The organism is Streptomyces sp. NPDC005017, assembly GCF_042873115.1.
Classification (GTDB): domain Bacteria; phylum Actinomycetota; class Actinomycetes; order Streptomycetales; family Streptomycetaceae; genus Streptomyces.
This window is the reverse complement of the sequence record NZ_JBIALD010000028.1, coordinates 31,074-51,845: the sequence shown is the minus strand read 5'-3', so window position 1 is coordinate 51,845 and position 20,772 is coordinate 31,074. Positions and strand designations below refer to the sequence as shown.

General features: G+C 70.3%; 1 protein-coding gene. It reads right to left on the bottom strand.

Annotated elements, in window-relative coordinates; translation table 11 throughout:
• Positions 1-65: 65 nt before the first annotated feature.
• Positions 66-20,729, bottom strand: a complete 20,664-nt coding sequence (locus ACFYR0_RS31555) for a hypothetical protein (RefSeq protein ID WP_389335681.1) — start codon at positions 20,727-20,729, stop codon at positions 66-68.
• Between the last annotated feature and the right edge of the window lie 43 nt (positions 20,730-20,772).

The following is a 20,772-nucleotide window of genomic DNA, read 5'->3' as shown; positions in this document are numbered from 1 at the left end:
GGCGGGCCGGGGCAGCCCGGCGTTCCGTACGCGCCCGGGGGAACGTACGGAACGCCGGTACCGGTTCACTCGTACAGGAACTGCTGCGACCAGTCCGAGGACACCAGCTTGGTGCCCTTGCCCTTGCCCTTGCCCTTGCCCTTGCCCTTGCCCTTGTCCCTGCTTCCCGTGCCGTCCTCGGCCTCCGCCCCATCCCGTGGCGACGGCTTCTCCCCGAACAGGCCCGGGTACTTCTTCGCCAGGTCCTCGGCCGTACCGTCGCCCAGCAGACCGATCAGACCGCCGTCCACCTCGATCTCGACGGTGGTGTTCCGGCTGCCGGTGAGGACCCAGGTGACGTCGGCCTTGTAGTAGTGCTGGAGCCCCTTCTTCTTGTCCCGCTCGTCGACCGTCTCGCTCCGGTTGGTGCTGAGGTTGTTCCCGGACTCCCCGCCGATGTTCAGGAGCTGGAGGTTCATGTTCACGGCGAGTTCGGAGGCGCCGGGGCCTTCCGGTTCCCCGAGGTTCATGGCGCGGAGGCGGGCTTCGGGGGCGGCCGAGGCGGACCAGGCGGTCGTGCCCTTCTCCTGCTCGCGTTCCGACTCCCGCTCCCGGGCGCCCGTCTCCACGTTCGTGTCGAGGGTCTCCGAGGCGATGTGCGTGGTGCCGCGGACGAGGAGCCGTACGGTGACCTTCTCGCCGCCCGTCACCGGGATCGCGTACCCCTCGCCGAGTAGCTGCCGGATGTTGGCGCGCAGGTTCCGCTCGGTGGTCAGCAGGTCGGTCCGCAGGCCCCCCAGGGTCGCAGGGGCGAGGTCCTTGCGGGTCAGCGCTTCGGTGTCCCCGGCCTCGACGCGGTGCGGCCGGGCGGCGGCGGTGGGCAGCCACTTCACGGCCGCGTCGAGCTTCGGCAGGGACAGGGCCTGGATCTCGGGAGCCAGGTCCGTGCCGAGCCGTTCGACGGCCGGCGGCACGGCCAAGGGGCCCTGCGGGCGGACCGTGGCCCTCGGCTCGGGCTCGGTCTGTGCGGAGGGCGTCGGGGCGGTCTCCCCGGTCAGGTGGTCGGGGACCAGCAGCTTGACAGTCTTGCCGGGGATCGTTTCCTTCTGCTGCGGCGTGTGGCCGGACGGGAAGAACTGCTCCCACTGCTCGGCGAACCAGCGTTCGGCCCGGCCGTCCGTGGCCCAGTCGACGAGCTTCGCGGGGGCCTTGAGCGCGGTTTCCGCCATCTGGGTCAGTTGGTGGGGTTCGGAGGCGTCGAAGATCTCCACCTGGTAGCTGACCGGGTGCGTGAACTGCCGGGCCGTACCGGTGAACTCCATGGTGTGCTGGTCGCGTTCCGAGGCGGTCTCGGTCCGGGTCGAGCCGGTGGTCCTCTCCAGGCCGCCGCCGGCCTTGCCTCCGCCGACCGGCTTGCCCGCCGCGTCGAGCCCCTTCACGGCGAGGGACCCCTGCAGGCTCACCTTGTTCGACGTCCCGGTGGCGTTCGCGTCCGACGCCGTGGCGGTGTCGCTGATGGCGAGCGTGGTGTTGTCGCGGGAGCCGCTGTAGGCCGGGGCGCCGAGGGTGGCCTTGACCCGGATGCCGATCAGCCGGGTGCCGCCGGTCCTCTGCCGCAGCTTGACCAGTTGGCGTACCGAGGTGGTGCTGAGCGCGGTGAAGTTGGCGCGCAGCGATTCCGCGGAGAAGACCGAACTCAGGCCCCGGGACAGGTCGGTGGGGATGCTGCCGTCGACGTCCGCCGGCATGTCCGGCAGGTCACCGAGCAGCCTCCTGACGGTGGGCAGGACGTCCTCCGCGTCGAGCTTCTCCACGTGCGCGACGGCCTTCGCCAGGTCGGCGTCGAGGTACACGCGGCTCCCCGTGGTGGTGCCGGGTTCGGTGCTGGACCCGGCGGCGGGGGAGCTCCCGGCGGGGACGTCGAGGCCCAGGGCGCGGGCCTCGGGTTCGGGCACGGCCAGTTCCAGGCCGCCGTTCACCTGAACGTACCGCGTCGTCGTGGTGTGGTTCGACGGGCCGGTCGTGAGGCGGTCCGCGGGCTTCCAGGTGTGGTGGGTGATCTCGTAGTGGGCGTCGGCGCGGTAGCGGTGGGTGGTGCCCTTGTGCGTCAGGGTCGAGGACAGAGTGTTCGCCGAGGCGTTCGTCCGTACCGTGGTGTTCGTGCGGGTGTAGTCCAGGGTCGCCGTTCCGGCGACCGAGACGCCCTTGTCGGGGAGGCCGGCGAAACCGCCGACGCCGACGCCGGCGCCGATGTTGTGCGAACGGGTCGTGGCCGTACTGGACTTGGTGCCGGTCTCCGCCACGTACCCCAGGTTGGTCCTGCCACCGGTCCCCTCGTGCCGGAGCGGGGTCGTACGCAGCCGGATCACGAGGGCCTGCGAGCGGCCGGACGGGGTCTGCGGCAGCGGGAACACCGCGCCGTCCTCCCCGATGAGCTGCTCGAACTGGGACTGGAGGAAGGTCGGGGTGAAGACCTTCTCGATCTCCTGGGTGAGACCCTGGCGCAGGGCGCCGACGGTGTCCTCGGAGTGCTGCGCGAACTCGTCGTCCAGGCCCTGGGGCGGGTTCCCGCCGCTGTCCCCGGCGACCATCCGGGCCGCGATGAGGGTGAGGCCGGAAGTGCCGAGGAATTCGGGGTGGACGGTTCCGGTGCCCTGACGGAGGTCGAGGAAGACCTGATGGTCGGTGCCGGTCTCCCATGCGATGCCGTCCTCGGCGAGGTCTTGCACGGTGCCGACGGTGGGGGAGAAGGACGCGTGGGGGGTGGCCAGGTGGTCGTCGCCGACACGGACCCTCGCGGACACGTCGGGGCCCTCGACGGTCAGGGCGGTGCCGGAGACCAGCTCGCCCCCGCTCTCGTGGACCGTGGCGGTCAGGTGGTGGACGATCTCGTAGGAGAAGACGGTGTGTCCGCCGCTGGTCTCCTGCTCGCGGGAGGTCTTGACGGTGGCGGCCACCGACTCCTTGGTGTTCGAGAACGTGACGCCGCCGCTGATCTTGACGGAGGGCATCTCGATCCGGTGGTTCTTCCGGGGCTCGAACCGCGGCGTGAAGCCGAGGGAGAGCGAGCCGCCGCTTTGGTCGCCGACGCCGACGGCCTGGTTGGTGTTGTGGGTCACCGCGCGGGTCGTCGACAGGTCGTCCTCGGTGGACTTGCCCCACAGGTCGAGGAGTTCGCTGCGCAGGTGCAGTCGGATCTCCCTGCCGCCGACGTGCAGGACGAGGGGGACGCCCGAGCCGAGGAGGTCGGCGAAGTGGGCCCGCATGGCGGGCGTGCCGAAGGACGCCTCCAGCTCCCGGTGGAACTGCGCGTACTGCTCCTCGTCCAGCCCGTTCTTCAGGCCGTTCTGCTCCAGGTGGCTGTCGAGCCAGTTCCGTGCGGCCTTCAACACCTTCTCGCTGCCGGGGAGTTCGGCGGCCACACCGGAGCCGAGGCCGGTGCGCGAGGCGAGGGCGGCCGGCTCCTGCGGGTCCTTGGCGAAGTCCCGTCGGCGGACGGGGCCGGTGACGGTGCCGTCCGCCGCCACCTCGACCACATAGCCGCTCGGCCGCCGGTCCTGGACGGTCCGGGGGTCTCCGCCGTCCTGGAGGACGGTCAGCCCACGGTTGTCCGGGTGGCCGTCGGCGAGGGCGCTGGTGAGGTCGGCGGAGTGTCTGTACCCCGGCTGGATCCGTACAGCGACCGGCTGGTCGAGGGAGCGGAGACCGCGCAGGTCGGTGACGACCGTCTGGACGCTCCGGGGGTTCTGCACCGTCGGCGCCGCCGGCGCCGGCGGCGGCGCCGTGCGGTCGGGGCCGGGGGCGTGCTCGATGGGGTGGTGCACGGTGCCGAGCACGCTCAGCGTCCCGTCCGGGCGGGATCGGACGTGCAGCCGCGGGATGTCGGCGGGGCCGGGCGGGATGAGGACCGACGGGCCGTCCGGGGCGGACTGCACGTCGAAGGCGAGCTGAGGGTGGTCGGCGTGGAGCTGGGCGAGCCGGGTCGCGTGGTTTTCCGTCTCCAGGGTGCCGAACGCCTCGGCGAAGGTGGAGGGGCGCAGCCGCTGCACGCCGGTGATCCGCCCGAGGGCGTCCACCTGGTAGCGGAAGGCCGGGCCGGAGGCGCCCGGAGGGGCCAGCGTGTAGAGCTGGTCGTGGGCGACCGGTCTCACCCGCGGGTTGCCGCCCAGACCCGCCCACGCGGCGCCGGCCGGGAGCAGGCCACCGGGGGCCGCGATCTCGATCGGGTGCCGCTGGGACGCCTTCAGCAGCCCCGCCGGGCCGGTCACCGGCTTCTTGGGGAACGTCGGCGCCGTGGTGTGGTCGAGGAGGGAGGACGGCTCCTTGCGGGCCAGCCGCAGCGCGGCGAGCACGGCTGTCCCCGCGGCCTGGAAACGCGAGGGGTACCGGGTCACCTCGGAGGTGTCCCGGGCCGGCTGCTCCCTCGCCCGGGTCCGCTCCGCGTCCGGGCCGAGCAACAGGTTCTCGAAGTCGGCGGACCGGGAGGCGGGCACGCCCACGGCCAGTTCCACCGTCGAGGTGAACGTCAGCGGCGGGCGCTTGGACGTCGAGAGGAACTCCACGTGGAACCGCGCCGTGGCGTGGTACTCGGCCTGGATCTCCTCCTTGTGCTTGATCCTCACTTTGCCCTTGTCGGAGCCGCCGACGTCGAAGTTGTGCGAGCGGGACGCGCTGAAGCCCAGCTCCCCGCTCGGGGCGAAGGAGAACTTCGGGGTGCTCATCGGCACGGTCGCGCCGAACGAGATGCCCGTCTTGTCGGCGTGCTTGCCGCTCGACTTCACGCCGAACGTGCCGGAGAAGTCCTCCCGCACCTGCAGCGCGCTCCCGGTGGTGCCCTTGGGCCGCAGGCCGGTCAGCGTGGCGCCGACGACGAAGTGGCCGCCGAGCGACTTCAGCGGCCCCCCGCCGCTGAACGCCCGTGAGGCCAGGCTCCCGGTGCTCCACCACTGGTTGCCGTCCTTGAGTGACTTCTCGTTGAAGAAGCCGTCGGTGACGTCGGCGACGAACCGGGAGACGGAGTCCGGGGCGAACCCCGCCTTCCGCAGCGTCGCGGCGAGGTCGACCAGGAGTGGCCCCGGCGCGACCGCGTTGACCGTGCAAAGCACCGTCTTGAGCGCCTCGGGCCGGACGACGTGCCAGTCGTCCTGCGGCGTGTCGGAGGTGACGTCCGCCGGGAAGGCGAACCGCAGCTTTACGGGGAGGGATGCCTCCACCGTGCGGGCATCGCCGTTCTTCTCGATGACGTGCACCTGGAGGGCCACGCCACCGGTGAACTCGTTCATCTCCTTGAGCACGGTCCGTCCGGCGGCCTGGGTCTCCGCCGTGGCGGTGCGGGTCGAGCCGTACGTGCCGCCGGCCTGGACCTTGACGGTCGGGGCCACTCCGGTCGGGGCCCCCAGGCCCGCCAGCTTCGTCACGACGTCCAGGCCGCCGGAGAGCCCGAGGTTGCCGCCGGAGGACTGGACGTGGCCGACGACGGGCTGGTTGCGCGAGGCGTACGGGGGCAGCTGCTCCTTGGGCTGGACCGCGGAGTGGGTGAGGCCGTTCGGCCCGGCGGTCACGACCACGGTCTTGTCACCGACGGGGAAGGCCGTGCCCTTGCGCAGGAACCCGTCCCAGTCGGCGGGCGTGTTCCCGCCGAGAAGCGGGGTCAGCTTCCGCGCGATCCGGTCGACCGTTTCCCTTCCGCCCAGCCTCTCCGTCTCGGGTGCCAGGACGTTCTCCAGGTCCTTCCGCTGCAGGGCCGCCCCGGTCACGGTCATGATCCGCCCGTCGCCGAGCGCCTGCCGGGCGGTGTACCAGGGGGCCTTCGTGGATGAGGAGTTCTCCGAGGAGGTGGTGGCAGTGTTTTCGGGAGTGCGGCGGGAGGTGCCGTCGGTGCGGGAGCCGTCGGGGGCAGGGCGCGGGGTGGCGAGGAGTTCGCGGACGACGCGTTCGGCGATGGCGCGGCGCCGGGCTTCGTCGCGGCGTTCGGGGTCGGCGAGGCGTTGGGCGAGGCGTTGGGCGCGGCGTTCGGCACGGCGTTGGGCCCGGCGTTGGACTTCGGCGTCGGCGCGGCGTTGGGCCGCGGCGCTGCTCTCCGGCTGGCCGCCGTCGGCGTTCGTGGCCTGGCCGAACGGCACGGCGCGGGAGGAGTCCCCGTCCCCGGTGCCGTCGTCGACGAGGTAGCCCTCCGGCGCAGGAGTCGTCACCGGCACGTTGTCGGGGGAGAGCGCGTCGTCGGGCAGGACGCCGTCCGGCGGCATGTGGGCGTTGAGGAGGGTGGCCCCGACTGTGCCGTCCCCGTCCGCCGGCAGGGACAGCTTGACCCAGTGGTCGGGGACCAGCCGGGGCTTGCCGTCGGCACCCCAGGCGACCTTCTGGGCCACGACCGTGTGCCCGGTGCCCGAGGAGTCCGTACCGGTCACCGAGGGGACGAACCACAGCGTGGACCGGGGGGCGTACGCGGTGAGCGGCAGGTCGGGCCGCAGCTTCCGCAGCTCCCGCAGCGTGTCGGCGGCGTACGAGCGCTCCACGTCCCCGCCCAGCCCGCAGGCGGCGAACCGCAGCGGCTTCGCGGTGTCCCACACCCCGTCGGCCAGCCGGGACAGCGCGCCGGCCAGCTCGCCGGGCGTGACCCGCTGCCCGCGCCAGACGGGCGCCCCGTCGTTCCCCGCGATGTGACTGGCAAGCGTGAAGAACCGGTCGTCCCGGGGGAAGCGTCCGACGACACCGCGGATCCGGTCCGCCTCGGCGTCGCCGGCGTCGGGGCTCACGAGGTGGTGGGTGCCGTTGTCCTGGTGGGAGAGGGCGAGGGAGTCGGCGAGTTCGGTGATCCGCTGCTCGGAGGGAGTCCCGGGGCCGGTGGTGAGGGTGGTCCCGTCCCCGCCGCCCAGGAAGAAGAAGGCTCCGAGGTCCTCGACCTCGGCGTCGTCGCTGTTGTTCCCGGTCTTCCGCGACTGGTTCGCGGCGGACAGGCCCACCAGCGCGTTTTCCTCGTCGCCGAGGAACCGGGCGTCGGAGCGGAGCCGCTCCCCGCCGACGCGGTCGTAGGCGGCCAGGACGCTGTCGTGGTCCTGGAAGAGGGCGGCGAGGGCTTCGTACTTCTCCGAGTAGTTCCGTTTTTCGGTGAAGACGAACCGCAGGGAGTCCCTGCCGTCCACCGAGGGCGCCACGGTCGTCCGGGGCCCGGTCCCGTAGGGGTTGGCCGGGGCTGGGGTTCCCCCCTCGACGGGCTCGAAGTGGTCCGTGGCGTGCTGCTCTTTGCCCTTCGTGTGCACGGGCGGCAGGCCGGACAGGGCACCGTTCGGGCCCCGCTTGCCGGGGTCGAGGTAGGAGCTGTAGAGCGTGTAGGAGGAGAAGTCCGCCTGGTAGTACTGGTGGAACTCGTGGAACAGCCGCCGGATGCCGTCGGTGTCGTTCCGGTCCAGCGCGGTCAGACCGCGGGTTCCTCCGTCGGCCGTCACCATGCTCCGGCCCTGGAGGTCCAGGTACATCTCGACGACCCACCGGAACGTCGCGTCGCGGTTCTTGTCCGGATTGCCGGAGTGCTTGTCCCGGTAGTAGAAACCGAAGGGGTCGGAGTCGACCATCTTCACGGCCGCCCGGTACGCGCGGGCCTGCCGCTCGTCCCCCTCCACGTCGCCCCACAGGTTCCGGTACCGGCTCATGACCTGGACGGCCCCCATGTGCTCGGGCTCGTAGTCGTGGGACGGCGCCTTCTTCTGCTGCCGCTTCGCTTCCTGCTCCTGCTCGTCCTCCTCGTCTTCGTCCGACTTCTTCCTGTCGCCGTACATGTCCTCCGAGTTCGCCTTCTCGATGTCGTGGAAGAGGATCGCCTTGACGATCGCGTCCACGGGCACCACACGATTCGGGTCGTCCCGGTCGGGATAGGCGAGCTTGAGGTACTGGCCCAGGACCATCTGCGCGTGCTGGAAGAAGGTGTACTGCTCCGTCGGGGCGCAGATCTCCTCGTACATCTTCGACAGTTCGGGATAGTCCCGGAACAGCCGGTTCAGCAGCTCGTACGGCGACTTGCCCTCCTGCCACGCCCGGGTGAGGTCATTGCCCACCTGGATCTGGAGGTGGACGTCCTCCTTCCGCCGCAGCCGCATCTCGTGGAAGTCGTGTGGCACCGGCGCGTCGCTGAGGTTCCGGTCGGACTTCACCTCTTGGTGCTGACGGGAGAGGAGATAACCGATCTCGGCGTGGTTGGCCCAGTTCAGGACGGTCTTCTGCATGAACTCCTCAAGGTCGTCCTTGGCTTGCCGCTCGGCGGGGGACATGTCGTCGGAGTCGATGGTGTCGGTGAAGTTCCCCTCGCCGTCGAAGAGCGGTCCGGTCGTTTCGGGCAGCTCGTCCCTGTTCTCCTTGAGGAACTTCTTCAGGCTCTGGAGGCGGGTGGGGTACGGGATCAGGTTCGTGTCGTGGTCGAGGAGGAGGCTCTGCGTGCGTGCGGCCGGCCGCTGCCGGGAATGCAGCCACGTCGTGTAGTGCTGCCGCAGTTTGGTGGAGATCGACCGGAGCTTCGCGGCGTCGTTGACGTGCTTCTTGTTCTGGATCCAGGGGTTGTACTCGGACGTCAGCTGGGGCTCGCCGATACCGGGAACGCCGACCCGCTTGCGCAGTTCGTCGACGTGGACCGCCCTGCCGTTCTTCCGGTACCGCCGCTGCCCCTCGTCCCCGGAATGCGGGGGCTCCGGAGTGAGGTCGGACTCGTCCTGGTAGTACGTGATCAGGGAGTCGGGCACGATGCTCGCGCGCAGCAGTTCGAGGTGCTTGCCCCGGATGCCGAACTGGTTGCGTTCACCGGGCTGGTCGGTGTTGATCGTCCGGTTCGCCAGGGGCCTGTGCGGGAGGTCCTTGTTCGCGGCGGGCGTGTTCTGGGAACTCGACGACGCGGAACTCCCCTCCACGGCGGGCGTGTTCTGGGAATTCGCCGGAGCGGAGGTCTGTTCCGAGGCGGATTCCTCCAGGGGGATCGGCAGAGTGCGGGTCTTCTGCTTCCAGGCATCCCACCTCTTCTCGTAGATCTCCTCCGCCTCCGCCACCCGGGCGTTCTTCGCGAACTCTTCCGGGTCGAGCGACTTCCAGACGATGGAATGGGGGTGGAAGGGGGCGCGTATCTTCCGGAGGTCGAGCGATTCGCTGCCCCGGTAGGGGTCGCCGAGGAAGTTGGCGTCGCCCTCCGGAACCGAGGTCGACGTGATCTCCCGGTAGACGCTCAGAGGAACCAGGTAGGAGCGGATCAGCGGCTTGAACGGAGCATCCGCCACCTTGTACTTCATGGCCCAGGCAATGGCGCGCATGGGCGTGCCGATGCCCGTCCACATGGTGCCGTCCATGGATTCGCCGCCGGAAGCCAGAAGGACCTTCCCGGTGACCGGGTCCTGCTGGACGTCCTTGTGCCTGACCGTTGTGACCTTCTGGGTGACGGGGTCGTACGTCACATCGGTCTGGCTGACGACCGCCGTGTAGAAGCGGACGTGCGGACCCTCCTTGGTCATCTCCACCTCCACCTCTCCCCGGTGGATGTAGAGCGCCTTCCGGGGCTGGTAATGGCCCGGCTTAGGATCCTTGTCCCTCTTTTCTTCCGTTTCCTGCTTCCCGGCCCCGTTGCTTCCCTCTGCCTCGGTCTCGTCCGCGGCGACCTTCTTGCTCTTGCTCCGGTCCTTGGCGACCGCCTTGCCCTTTTCCTTGGCGGTGGAGGTCTTCTCCTGCTCAGCGCGGTGCCGGAGCGCCGAGTCGAAGGGACGGTTCGGGCCCAGGTAGCTGACGCCGGGGATGCCGACGACCGGCTCGTGCGGTGTCGTCGTCTCGGGCTGCGGCGCGTCGTACGGGCTCACCTCGCGCAAGGTCACCAGGAAGCGGCCGGAGTCCATCCGGTCGAAGGAGACCACGCGGACCTGTGTGCCAGCGGGGAAGACCACCAGGTCGTCGCCGGCCGTCTGCGCGCTGCTCGTGTCCTCCTCCAGGAGTTCCACGCGGAAGACCAGGTTGTGGTCCGCCGGGAAGTCCGGGGTGGTCTTCCAGTAGATCCGCGAACCGGTCAGGTCGTGCAGGGACAACGGCGTGTGGTCGGTGTTCAGCGGGTCCGCCAGGCTGCGGAACAGGTCCACCACGGTGGTGTGCGCCCGTAGCGACCGTACGGGCCGCAGGTGGGACGTGCTCGCCTCCTGGACCAGCGAGGAGATCGTGGCCCGCCGCCGCAGCTCCGGCGCGGGCGTGTCGTGCGTTGTGTCCAGCCCCGAGACGTCACGGCCGCGAGACCCGGGGGCGAACACGGCCATGGCGTTCGCCTCCGGTATCTCCAGGCCGAAGGCCAGCTTCCGGATCTCGGTCGCCAGCGCGCTCGACACGGCCAGGGCACGCTCCTGCCCGACCGCCTTCGCGGCCCCGGGCAGCCGGTTGTTGCCACCTGCCGTGACGTCGATCCGCAGGGGGCCCAGCGAGGGGTCCTCGGCGCGGCGGACCAGTTCGGGGAAGAGCTCCATCGCGAGGTCCTGGAGCATCGTCCGGCTCTCCTCGGGGAGGGTCTTCTTCCCCTTGCCGAATTCGATGGTCCGCTCGATGCGCAGGGGTGTTCCGTCGATCGTCATGCTGATCGAGGCGGTGTCCCCGTCGTCGCCGAACCGCACCGCGTCCTCGTGCGCCGGGCCGGTCTCGTCGCCGTCCGTGAGGCGCACCGCGTCGGCGGGGGCCCCGTCGTCGCCGACGGGGGTGGTCTCGGGGGTGTGGTCGGGGGCGCCGGTGTCGGTGTAGCGGTGCCAGTCGGCGCCGCCGAGGACGGTCATCCGGCCGTCGGCGGTCACGCCCACGTGGCGGGCGGTGAACACCCCGTCGCCGCCGGGCACGTACCAGACCGGGGCGTCGGCGGCGAGCGCGGTGAGCGGGCCGTTCTCGCCGTTCTCGGCGCGGTGCTTCCACAGGCCGCTCATGACCGTCCTCACGGTGGACCCGTGGACGGGGGAGGCAAGGTCGCAGCCGGTGAACCGGATCTCGGTGACTCCGTCGAGCCGGCCCTCGTCGTGGGCGTCGGCGAGGGCTTTGAGGACGGCAGCCGGGTCGTGCTGGGTGTTCGGGTCGGTGTGCATGCCGACGACGAAGACGCCGGGGCTCGGCGGCAGGGAGCCGAGCACCCTGGACTGGGCGGCGTTCATGGGGCCCACGGCGATGCCGGCGGGGATCCGCCGCACGGTCTGCTGGTGGATGAACGCGCCGATGGCCGTCTCCAGCTTCAGCACCAGCGAGGGAGCGTCGTCCGGCCAGAACTCCGGGCCGGCGATGTTCTCGTCCCACAGGGCGGGCGGATAGCCCTGGTCCACCAGCAGGCGCTGGGTCACGATCCCGAGGGCGGTGGAGACATCGGCGTCCGGCGGTAGAAGGCTCTCGGTCTTCCGGAGCTTGAGGAGGAGCTCGGCCAGCGCGGTCAGGCGGGTTCCGTTGCTCGGGTCACCGGCCAGGGTGGCGTAGTAGTCGTCGAAGGCGGAGTCGAGACTCTGCTCCAGAGGGTCGGGCTGCGGGCTGTCAGGGGTGGACGGGGCGGTCTCGGGGGTGTCCGGAGCGGACGCTGCCGTCTCGGGGGTGTCCGGGTCGGTCGGGTCGGGTCGACGGGCGGCCGGGGGAAGTGGGAACAAGCGATTCATGGCCGTCTCGAATTCGTCCCACACACCGGTCTGCGGTCCCTGGACGGCGTCGTCCGGCTGGGTGACGCGCCTGCTCAGGTCCAGGAAGGAGCCGGCGTTCAGCCGACGCCAGTCGCGACTGATGTTCCCGCCGTCGCCGAGCGCCTCCCGCAGGAGCACGACCGCACGGTCGGTCAGACCGGGCGTCCTCTCGATCAGGGTGTCCAGCTCGCTCACGGAAAGCGCGCGGCGCGTACGGGCGGCATGCGGCTCGGAAGGCAGGGGGGGCAGCACGTCCGGCGTGCGCTCATGGGCTTCGAGGCCCAGGGCGACCTCCTCGGGGAACCTCCCGCCGGGCATGGCTTCCCGCAGCATGTTCTCGGTGAGCGGCGCGAGCGAGCGGAACCTGCCCCAGTCGTCGCGGTAGGACAGGACAGGGGTGTACGCGGCGCCCGCCTGCTGCTGCGTAACCAGCACGTCCTGCTCGAACGCCTCCGACGCTGTCATGATCTCGTGGAAGGTGTGGTGGCCGATCGGGAGCATGTCCGCCATCAGGGCGAGACGCACCAGCTGGAAGTCGACGGGGACTTGCCACCTCTCGGACATCGCGTGAACGACCATCAGCGTGAAGTACGTCGTGTTCGACGTGCCCGCGCTCATCAGGCCACCGGTCCCCTCGGCCGTCACCTGGCTCACGGTCCCGAGGGCGATCTGCCGGTGCCGCTCGCCCGGTTCCCACGTCAGCCGGTCGTTGTCCAGCGCGTGCCTGCGCTCGCGCTCGCTGAGAGGCGGAACGACCTCGTCGGGCCGCAACTCGGTGCGCCTGCGGTGGTCCTGGGCGTCGAGCAGTGCCTGCAGTTCGGGGCTGCCCGCCTTCTCCTTCTCCAGCCGCTCCTTTTCCCGCTTGATGTTCTGGACGACGTCGCCGTCCTGTTGTTTCCGCGGCTGTAGCGGCTTGGCCGGGTCGTCCCACTCGCGGTCGAGGATGAGCGGTTTGGACTTTTTGATCCTCAACTGGTCCAGCAGGACGGTGTGGGCCCCGGTGACGAGCATGTGCATCTGCTCGCGGATGTTGCCGTTCTCGACGACCTCCTGCAGTGTCCCCAGATCCTTGCCGACGGACCCGCTGCCGGTTTTCCCCTCGGTGCCGAGCTTGGTCCGTTTGTCTTCCGGCAGGTTGTCCCAGGCCGCCCGCACCAGCCTCCGCACCTGCTGCTGAACGTCCTCCCGCCCGGTGAGGTACTCGCCGAGAGCGCGCTCGGCGTCGCGCGATGCCTCGGCGTAGGCCATACGGACCGCCGTCCAGACGGTGGTGTGGTGCTCGTCGTGGTCCGGGTTGACGTACAGAGCCTGTCCGACACGGCTCAGCACGGAGAGCGGGACGGGCTTTTCCGGGACGGACTGTTCGGAGGTTGACTGTTCGGGGACGGGCTGTCCGGAGGTTGGCTGTTCCGAGGTCGGTTGTTGAGGGGTCGGTTGTTGAGGGGTCGCTTGTTCCGAGGCCGGCTGTTCCGAGGTGGCCTGTGGCGGGGTGGGCTTCGTCGGCATGTGCCGCAGCCGGGATTCGAATCCCTCGATGGCGGTCAGCGTGTCGTCCGGGCCGGTGAGCGTCACCGACGCCAGCCGGTCCTTGCCGACGAGGAGCCGTCCGTCCCCCGTGTCGACGGCCCCCCGGGCGGGGACCCGTACCTCCAGCCAGTGCTGCGCATCGGCCGGGAGATCCTTGACAAGGGTGGTGTACGGCCGGTGGTTGGTGCGCAGGAGCTGGTCCGCCCGGCCCAGCAGCCCGAGTGGGGGCTCGGGGAGCACCAGATAGGCGGTGGCCTCCTCCTTCGTGAGGGGGCCGAGGTCGTTCAGCTCCTTCCGCCAGTCGCTCGGTTCAGGCGCCTCGTCTCCGTCCCCGTCGCGTACAGGGCTGTCATGCGGCGCCTGGACTTCTGGAGCGACGGGTGCGTCGGAGGTCGCGGGGATGCCGGTGTCGGTCGCCTGCTCGTCCGGCGGTGCGACGGCGGGTGTGTCGCCGTCCTCGGGAACGGAGGCGGGCGGGGGGGACCAGGAGAGGGAGCGAGCGTCCATGACGGCCGAGGCGACTTGGCTCGCGAAGGTCGAAAAGCGCGTTTTCTTCATTTGGGGCATCCGGGTCGCCGGGCCACTGAACGCCTTCCAGGCCGGCTCGGCGTGGAGCTTGGGCGGCAGGGGTACCGGTGTGATGCCGAGGTCGAGGAGCATGCGCGGGACCAGGAACCGGGAGTGGACGGTCAGCGCCTGCCCCCCGGTGAGGCCGGCGGTCGTGTGCAGCTGCTGGACTGTTTTGGCGACGGCCTTCAGCTGGTCCATGCGAGTTTCGGCGTTCGCCAGGTCCGTCGTGTACGACGTGAAGATGTCGTCCACCTCCCCGGCGGGGACGCCGAGTGGTTCGCCCTCGATCCGGGAGCGCAGTTCGAGGTACGCCGTGCCGTTCAGGGTGTGCCAGGGACTGTCCTGGTCGTGCGCGCCCTCCAGCAGTTCGCGGAGCAGGATCTTGTGGTTCTCGTCCGAGCCCTCCGGGAGCAGTTTCGACAGCACCTCGTCGGACGGAGTCGCCGCAGGTCCGGTCGTGAGCGTGCCGAGGGGGGGAGCGGCCCCGGCGTCCGTGGCGTCGGCCATGCCGAGGATCAACTCGCCCCTCAGGAGCATCGCGTTGTCGTCCGTCCAGAACTCCGCGGTGCGCGCCCCGTCGTGCAGCCGTGCCGGGGGGAAGCCCTGGTCCAGGAGCAGGCGTTGCAGCAGGATCTGGACGTCAGCCGTCAGCGACTCGCTCTCCGTGTTCGCCTGGAGGTCCTTGACCAGGTTCACGACAGCTTCCAGGCGGCTGTCGGCGTCGGCGGAGCGGTCGAGCGTGTAGTTGGAGAAGGCCGTCTCGACGTCTTCTGGCCTCATCGGATCGTCCGCCTCTGGGACCACCTGGTTCCGCAGCCGCAGGTACGTTGCCGCGTCCATCGTGTGCCAGGCGTCGTCCGGGGCAGGATCGGTGTCCGTCACCTCGGCGAGAAGGTCCACCCACGCGGGATCGGACACCAGCGCACTCCACTGCTCCCGGGGCAGGTGGTGGGAGAGAAGGCCGAACATCACGGCGCCGGGGTGCTGGGTGGCGTCGTGGGGTGAGGTGGACAGGAAGCGGGCGGCGTCGGCGGGGAGGGTGTCGGGGCCGGAGGTGGTGTGGACGGGCGTGTGGTGGGGATCGCCGCTGTCGCCGTACACGTGCCAGGCGCCTTCGTCGACGACGGCGATCTTCCCGTCGGGGGTGAGCCCGATGTGCTGGGCGGTGACGAGGTGGCCGCCCCCTGTGTCACCGTCCGTCGTGTCGCCGGTGGTTGTGGGGATGTACCAGACCGGGGCGTCTGCGGCGCGGGCGGTGAGGGGGTCGGGGGTGGTGGTGCCCGTTGCGGCGCGGTGTTTCCACAGGCCGCTCATGACGGTTTGGACGATGTTCTCGTGGACGGGGCTGGCGAGGTTGCAGGCGGTGAACTGGACTTCGGTGATGTCGTCGAGCCGGCCCTGGTCGTGGGCGTCGGCGAGGGCTTTGAGGACGGCAGCCGGGTCGTGCGGGGCGTTCGGGTCGGTGTGCATGCCGACGACGAAGACGCCGGGGCGTTGGGGGATGGACCGCAGGGCGGTGGTCTGGGCGGGGGAGAGGACACCGACGGCGATGCCGGAGGGGATGTCCCGGACCGGTGCCTCCGGCAGCGGGGTGGTCCATGTGCCGGGGCCGTCGTTGTCGTGGAGGACGGAACCGGACTCCGTGACGTCCTCGACGGCGTCCAGGTAGCGGTGGGGCAGGGTGCCGTCGGGCAGGGCGGCCGTCGCCATGACCCCGGACGCGTCGGCCCGGTCGGGCGTGTGCCGGAACAGCGTCTCGGCGTCGTGGTAACGGTCGGGCAGCCCTGTGTAGTGCAGGAGTTCGTGCAGCAGCATGGCGTTGTCGCGGCTGCGTACGTCCGGGTCCGTGTCGTCGGCGTGCAGCCGGAAGTGCAGCTGGTCGGATCTGTTCCCGGGCCCGGCGTCCCGGCTCACCGTGACCCAGTCCTCACCCCTGTCCCCGTCCCGGGACGCGGACACGGGTTCGAGCCGCACCTCCATGTGGAGCTGGTCCCGGCTGCGGGGCAGCCGGAAGCCCAGGTTCACATGGGTGTCCAGCAGGTCCTGGAGCCGGTCCCGCAGCGCGGCGACGTCGGCGGCCGAGTAGGAGTCGTCGACGATCACCGGAAGGGTGACCTGCACAAGACGTACGGCCCCGCCCGGCGCGCCGTCCCCGTCCGGGGGCACGGTGAAGCGCTGGACGTCGGCGCTGATGAGCGTGCGGTAACCCGCGAGTGTCCCGTCGTCGTTGCGCCGGTCCGCCGTGCCCGGGAACGGACCGGTGGTGTCCGGGTCCGCCGAGGGGTCGAAGCGCTCGGTGCGGACCCGGGCGGGCGGTGGCACGTCCTGGCGGCCCGGAGCCCACTTCCACGCCGACCACCGGTCCGCCGTGATCGGCCGCTCCGCCGGGGAGACCTCCTCGGGCAGCTGTTGCCCCGGCAGGGTGTAGGGGGAGTTCTCGGGGACGCCAGGGCTGACGTTGGGGCTGTTGCCCTGACGCCAGCGCTTGGGGTCCAGCTCCATCTCGACGTCGTTGTCGTCCTCCTCACCGTCCCCGTCGAAGGGGAAGGGACGCTTGGGCCGGTCGATTTCCATGGCGTCGGGGTCGTTCGAGCCCTCTTCCGTCCCGCGTCGCGCGCTCCGCTTCTCCTCCAGCTCGCGCCGGAAGTCCTCGGCGATCTCGTCAGGGAACCTGCCGTCGACGGCGACGTGCCGACGCAGGTCGTCCTCGGTCAGCGGGGGGAGGGCGCGGTAGTGGGCCCAGTCGGAGGCGTCGGAGGAGCTCGGGTAGGGCGTACGCAGCTCGGGCATGCCGGCCTCGTCAGCGAATACCGAGGTGCCGCGGAGCACCTCGGGGAGCGTGTGGTGTCCCTGTCCGACGAAGGTGGAGATGATCGCGAGCCGCAGTGCCTGATGGTCGACAGGGACGTTCCACTGCCGGGCCATCAGCTGGGCGTACTTGTGGAAGTAGTAGCCCGAGCCGGACGTACCGGTCTTGACCAGGAGCCCGTGCTGCTCACTGCTGGTCTGGAGAGAGGACTTCATGGCGAGGTGGGACCTCTGCGCACCGGATATCCACACCAGCTGCCCGGCCTTGTTCTTCGCCTTGTCCTTCTCCCTGTCGCTCAGCGGCGGCTTGACCGTGTCCGGATCGGTCTTGTAGAGGCGTGACGCGAGCTCCTTCCACCGGTGGTGCTTCTCCGAGTACTTCGGCGTACCTCTCTCCCCGGCCTTGTCCATCTTCGCGAGGAGGCCGTAGAGCTCGTCGTACTCCCTGGGTTCGGGGTGGAAGAGCCGGTCCGTGCGCTCCTTCTTGATGACGTCCGGGTATCCGGCGGGCTGGCCGAGTGCCTTGGGCAGCACCTGGGTCGATATGGAGTTGAAGATCATGGCCATGCGTTCACGCACGTTGCCGTGGTGGACGACGTCGCGCAGACGTGCCTCCGTGTTCCCCACGGCACCGGGCAGTGTGTAGTTGGTGGTCCCCAGCAAACTGCGCTTCTCGCCCCTGATGCGACGCCAGATCTCCTGGGTCAGCCTCTGTGCGACCTCTTGGACGTCCTCCCGCGTGGCCAGGTAGTCCGCGAGCCTCTTCTCGTACTCCTCAGACGCCTGCATGTAGCGGATCCGGACCAGATCCGAGACCGAGGCTTCGTCGTCCTCGGTGAACGGGCGGGAGTGGGAACTCGACCCCGACCCTGAACTGGAGCTGGAACCTTCGCCGTTGTCGAGCGGCATCTGGCCGTCCTGGCCGAACTTGACGGCGTCGGGGTGTTCCGTGTCGATGGCGGGTGTGCGGAAGAGGAAGCGGACGGCGTCGTCGGGGAGGGTGTCGGTGTCGGGGGTGGTGCGGTCGGGCGTGTGGTGGGAGTCGCCGCTGTCGCGGTAGAGGTGCCAGGTGCCCTGGTCGACGACGGCGATCTTCCCGTCGGGGGTGAGTCCGATGTGCTGGGCGGTCAGGAGGTGGCCGCCTTCCGTGTCGCTGTCCGTCGTGCCGCCGCCTGCTGTGGGGACGTACCAGACGGGTGCGTCGGCGGCGCGGGCCGTGAGGGGGTCGGGGGCTGTGGTGCCCGCTGCGGCGCGGTGTTGCCACAGGCCGCTCATGACGGTCCGGACGATGCTCTCGTGGACGGGGGTGGCGAGGTTGCAGGCGGTGAACTGGATCTCGGTGATGTCGTCGAGCCGGCCTTGGTCGTGGGCGTCGGTGAGGGCCTTGAGGACGGCGTCCGGGTCGTGGGGGGTGCGGGGGTCGGTGTGCATGCCGACGACGAAGACCCCGGGGCGCCGGGGGACGGCCTGGAGCGCCGTGCTCTGGGCGGGCGTGAGGACGCCGACGGCGATGCCGGAGGGGATGTCCCGGACCGGGGCGTCGTCCGGCGGGGTGGTGCCGTCGTCCCCGTCACCGCCCTCGTCCCCGGCCGGGTTCAGGGTGCTGTCGGGGGTCGTGGTGTCGTCGCCGTCGGCGGGGAAGAGGTAGCCGAGTCCCTGGGCGGCGGCCTTGTCCGCCTCGTCCTGGAGCGGGTGGCGCCGGGGGTCCGACGTGGGCTCGGCCTGTGCCGGCACCCCCGTATGCGCCGGGGAAGGGTTCTCCGGCTGTTCGGATGTGCTGAACGGGTCGCCGCCGCTCTGCGTCACGGGGCGGGCCGTGGCCTGGTTCTGGTCCGTCAGGTTCGGAGCCGGGGTCGCCGTGTCGCCGCCCAGCAGGGCGGAGAAGTCCGACGAGACGGTGGCCCGGGGCGGCCCGGCGGCCGGGTCCGAGTCCTCCTCACCCCCCTGGAACAGCGGATCCCGGGCGAACTCGTCGCCGAACGACGGGCCCAGGTCGAGGTCGAGCGGCGTGAAGGCGCCGTCACCGTCGCTCTCGACCGTGACGTCCGGCCGCTGGGGCAGGTCGGCGAAGAACGGGGTGCCGGTGATGGGGTTGGAGAAGACCCACTTCACCATGTCCTTCATGTCACGGGTGAAGCTCTGGTCCTGCACCTCGGACGTGGGGCGGGGGACCGGCCACGGTGCCGGGTTGCCCGTCATGTTCGACACGAACGAGGCGATGTTGATGGGATGGAGCAGCCCGAAGTACTTGCTGTCGTGCGGGTTGTCGGCGTGCTGGTGGCTGAGGACCCAGTCCTGGTACCTCACCATGATCGGTTCGAACGCCCGGTGCAGGCCGTGGCTCAGCGCGCCCATGGCCACGCCGGAGGCGAACGGGCCGCCGCTGACCTTGAACGTTCCGTCCCCGAAGATCAGGTTGTAGAAGCCCTCGCTCAGCATTTCGTTCGTGCCCTCGTTGAGGAGGGACGAGATGGCTCCGCCGAGCTGGTACATCGGGCTGCCCTGGAGCGGGTTCTCCTGCTTGAAGATGCGGGCCAGGGCGTTGCTGTGCTCGGAGCGGGCGAACAGGTTCGGCACCGAGTCGGCGAGGTTCTTCAGCGGTGCCAACTGGCCGAAGTCCCCCATCGCCTTGGTGAGGAGCTCGGGCAGCTCGGTGTGGTCCGCGCCGAGCCGGACCCACTTGCGGGTCAGCATCTCGCCGAACTCCTGGCCCGCCTCCCTGGCACCGGCCCGCCCGAGGTGCTGGGAGAAGACGTCGCCCATCTTCTTGGCGAACGAGTCCGCGATGGTGCCCTCGCCGAACCGCAGGAACCCGGTCTCCAGATTGCGGCTGACGCCGCCGAGCAGGTCACCGATGTCCTTGGCGAAGGCCGACCGCGCCTCCTTGGTGACGAGGAGGTCGTCCAGCGGGGTGCCTGCGTCGCCCGCGGCCCGGCCGGCGGCCGACGTGTCGGGGGCCTTGACGTGTGTCCCCGCCGTCGACGTGTCGTCAGCGGCCTTGCCCGCGCCGGGGGCCTGGTTGCCGCCGACGGTCTCCGTCTTGTTGGGGTGCGGGACGTCGGGCTTGTCCGTGGGGGGCGCGTCGGCCGTCCTGCCCGCGGTTGAGGGTGCGGGGGTCTTGCCCGTGGGGGACACGCCGCCGTTGACCTTGCCGGGGGCGGGAGCCCCCGACGTCGGCGCGTCCGGCTTGCCCTTGGGCGTGGCGCTGCCCGGCGTCTGCGTCGTCGTCCCGCCGCCTGCCGGCGTGGGTACGGTGTCGTCGCCGACGGTCTTCGGCGGTACCCGGGGAGGCGTCGCGGCGTCCGGCCTCGTGTTGGGCGGGATCGGCGGCAGGTCCTTGTCCGTCTTGGACGCGACGTCGTCCAGCTTCGACCCCGCGCCGCCCGCCCCGCCCGGCGTGATGTCGGGCCTCGGGTTGGGCGTGACGTCGTCCAGCTTGTCGTCGACCTTGTTCAGCACGTCGTCGACCCGCTTGCTGAGGATCGATTCGGGGGTCTTGCCGAGGACCCTGCCGAGCAGCTTGCCGCCGTAGTGGAAGAAGATCTCCAGCGGACCGGCGACCACGCCGGTCAGCGCGCCCTGCTTGATGGAGTCGATCAGCGACTCCGTGTTCCAGCTCGTGGTGTGACCCGCGCCGAGCTGGTAGAGCTGGATCACCGTGTCCTGGAAGATGCCGCCGACGATGCCGATGAAGGTCTGGCTGATGATCGTCTGGAGCAGCCACCGGAAGAGCTGGTGCAGGCCCTCGCGCGTCGCGGCGAACAGCGCCGACACCGGGCCCCACACCGAGCCGAAGGTGAAGGCGGAGAAGAGCGTGGCGAAAAGGATCTCGGCGAGCAGCTGCACGAGCTGGAGGATCGCCATGATCTTCGTGTACTCGACCTGGTTGGCGACCTTCAGCGCCACTTCGGACAGCTGACGGGACAGCTCCGCCGTCTGCTCCAGCTGGTTCGCGCCCGCCGTCTGGCCCGTCAGGTCGTTCATGGCGAGCAGGAACGAATCGGCTGCCTCGCCGTCGAAGTCGTTCTTGACGATCGGGATGAGTTCGATGACGTACCCGGACAGTTTCTCCAGGTCACGCGCGATGGAGGCGTAGTGCTCCGATACCCGCCGCATGAGGTCCTCGTCGGCCTCGGGCCATCCCATGCCCGACACGAAGCCGAGGAAGTCGGCGATCCCTTCCGGCGGGTTGATGGCCATGGTGTGAGGTCCTCTGATCGGGCGACGGCTGTGCCCGGAGGAA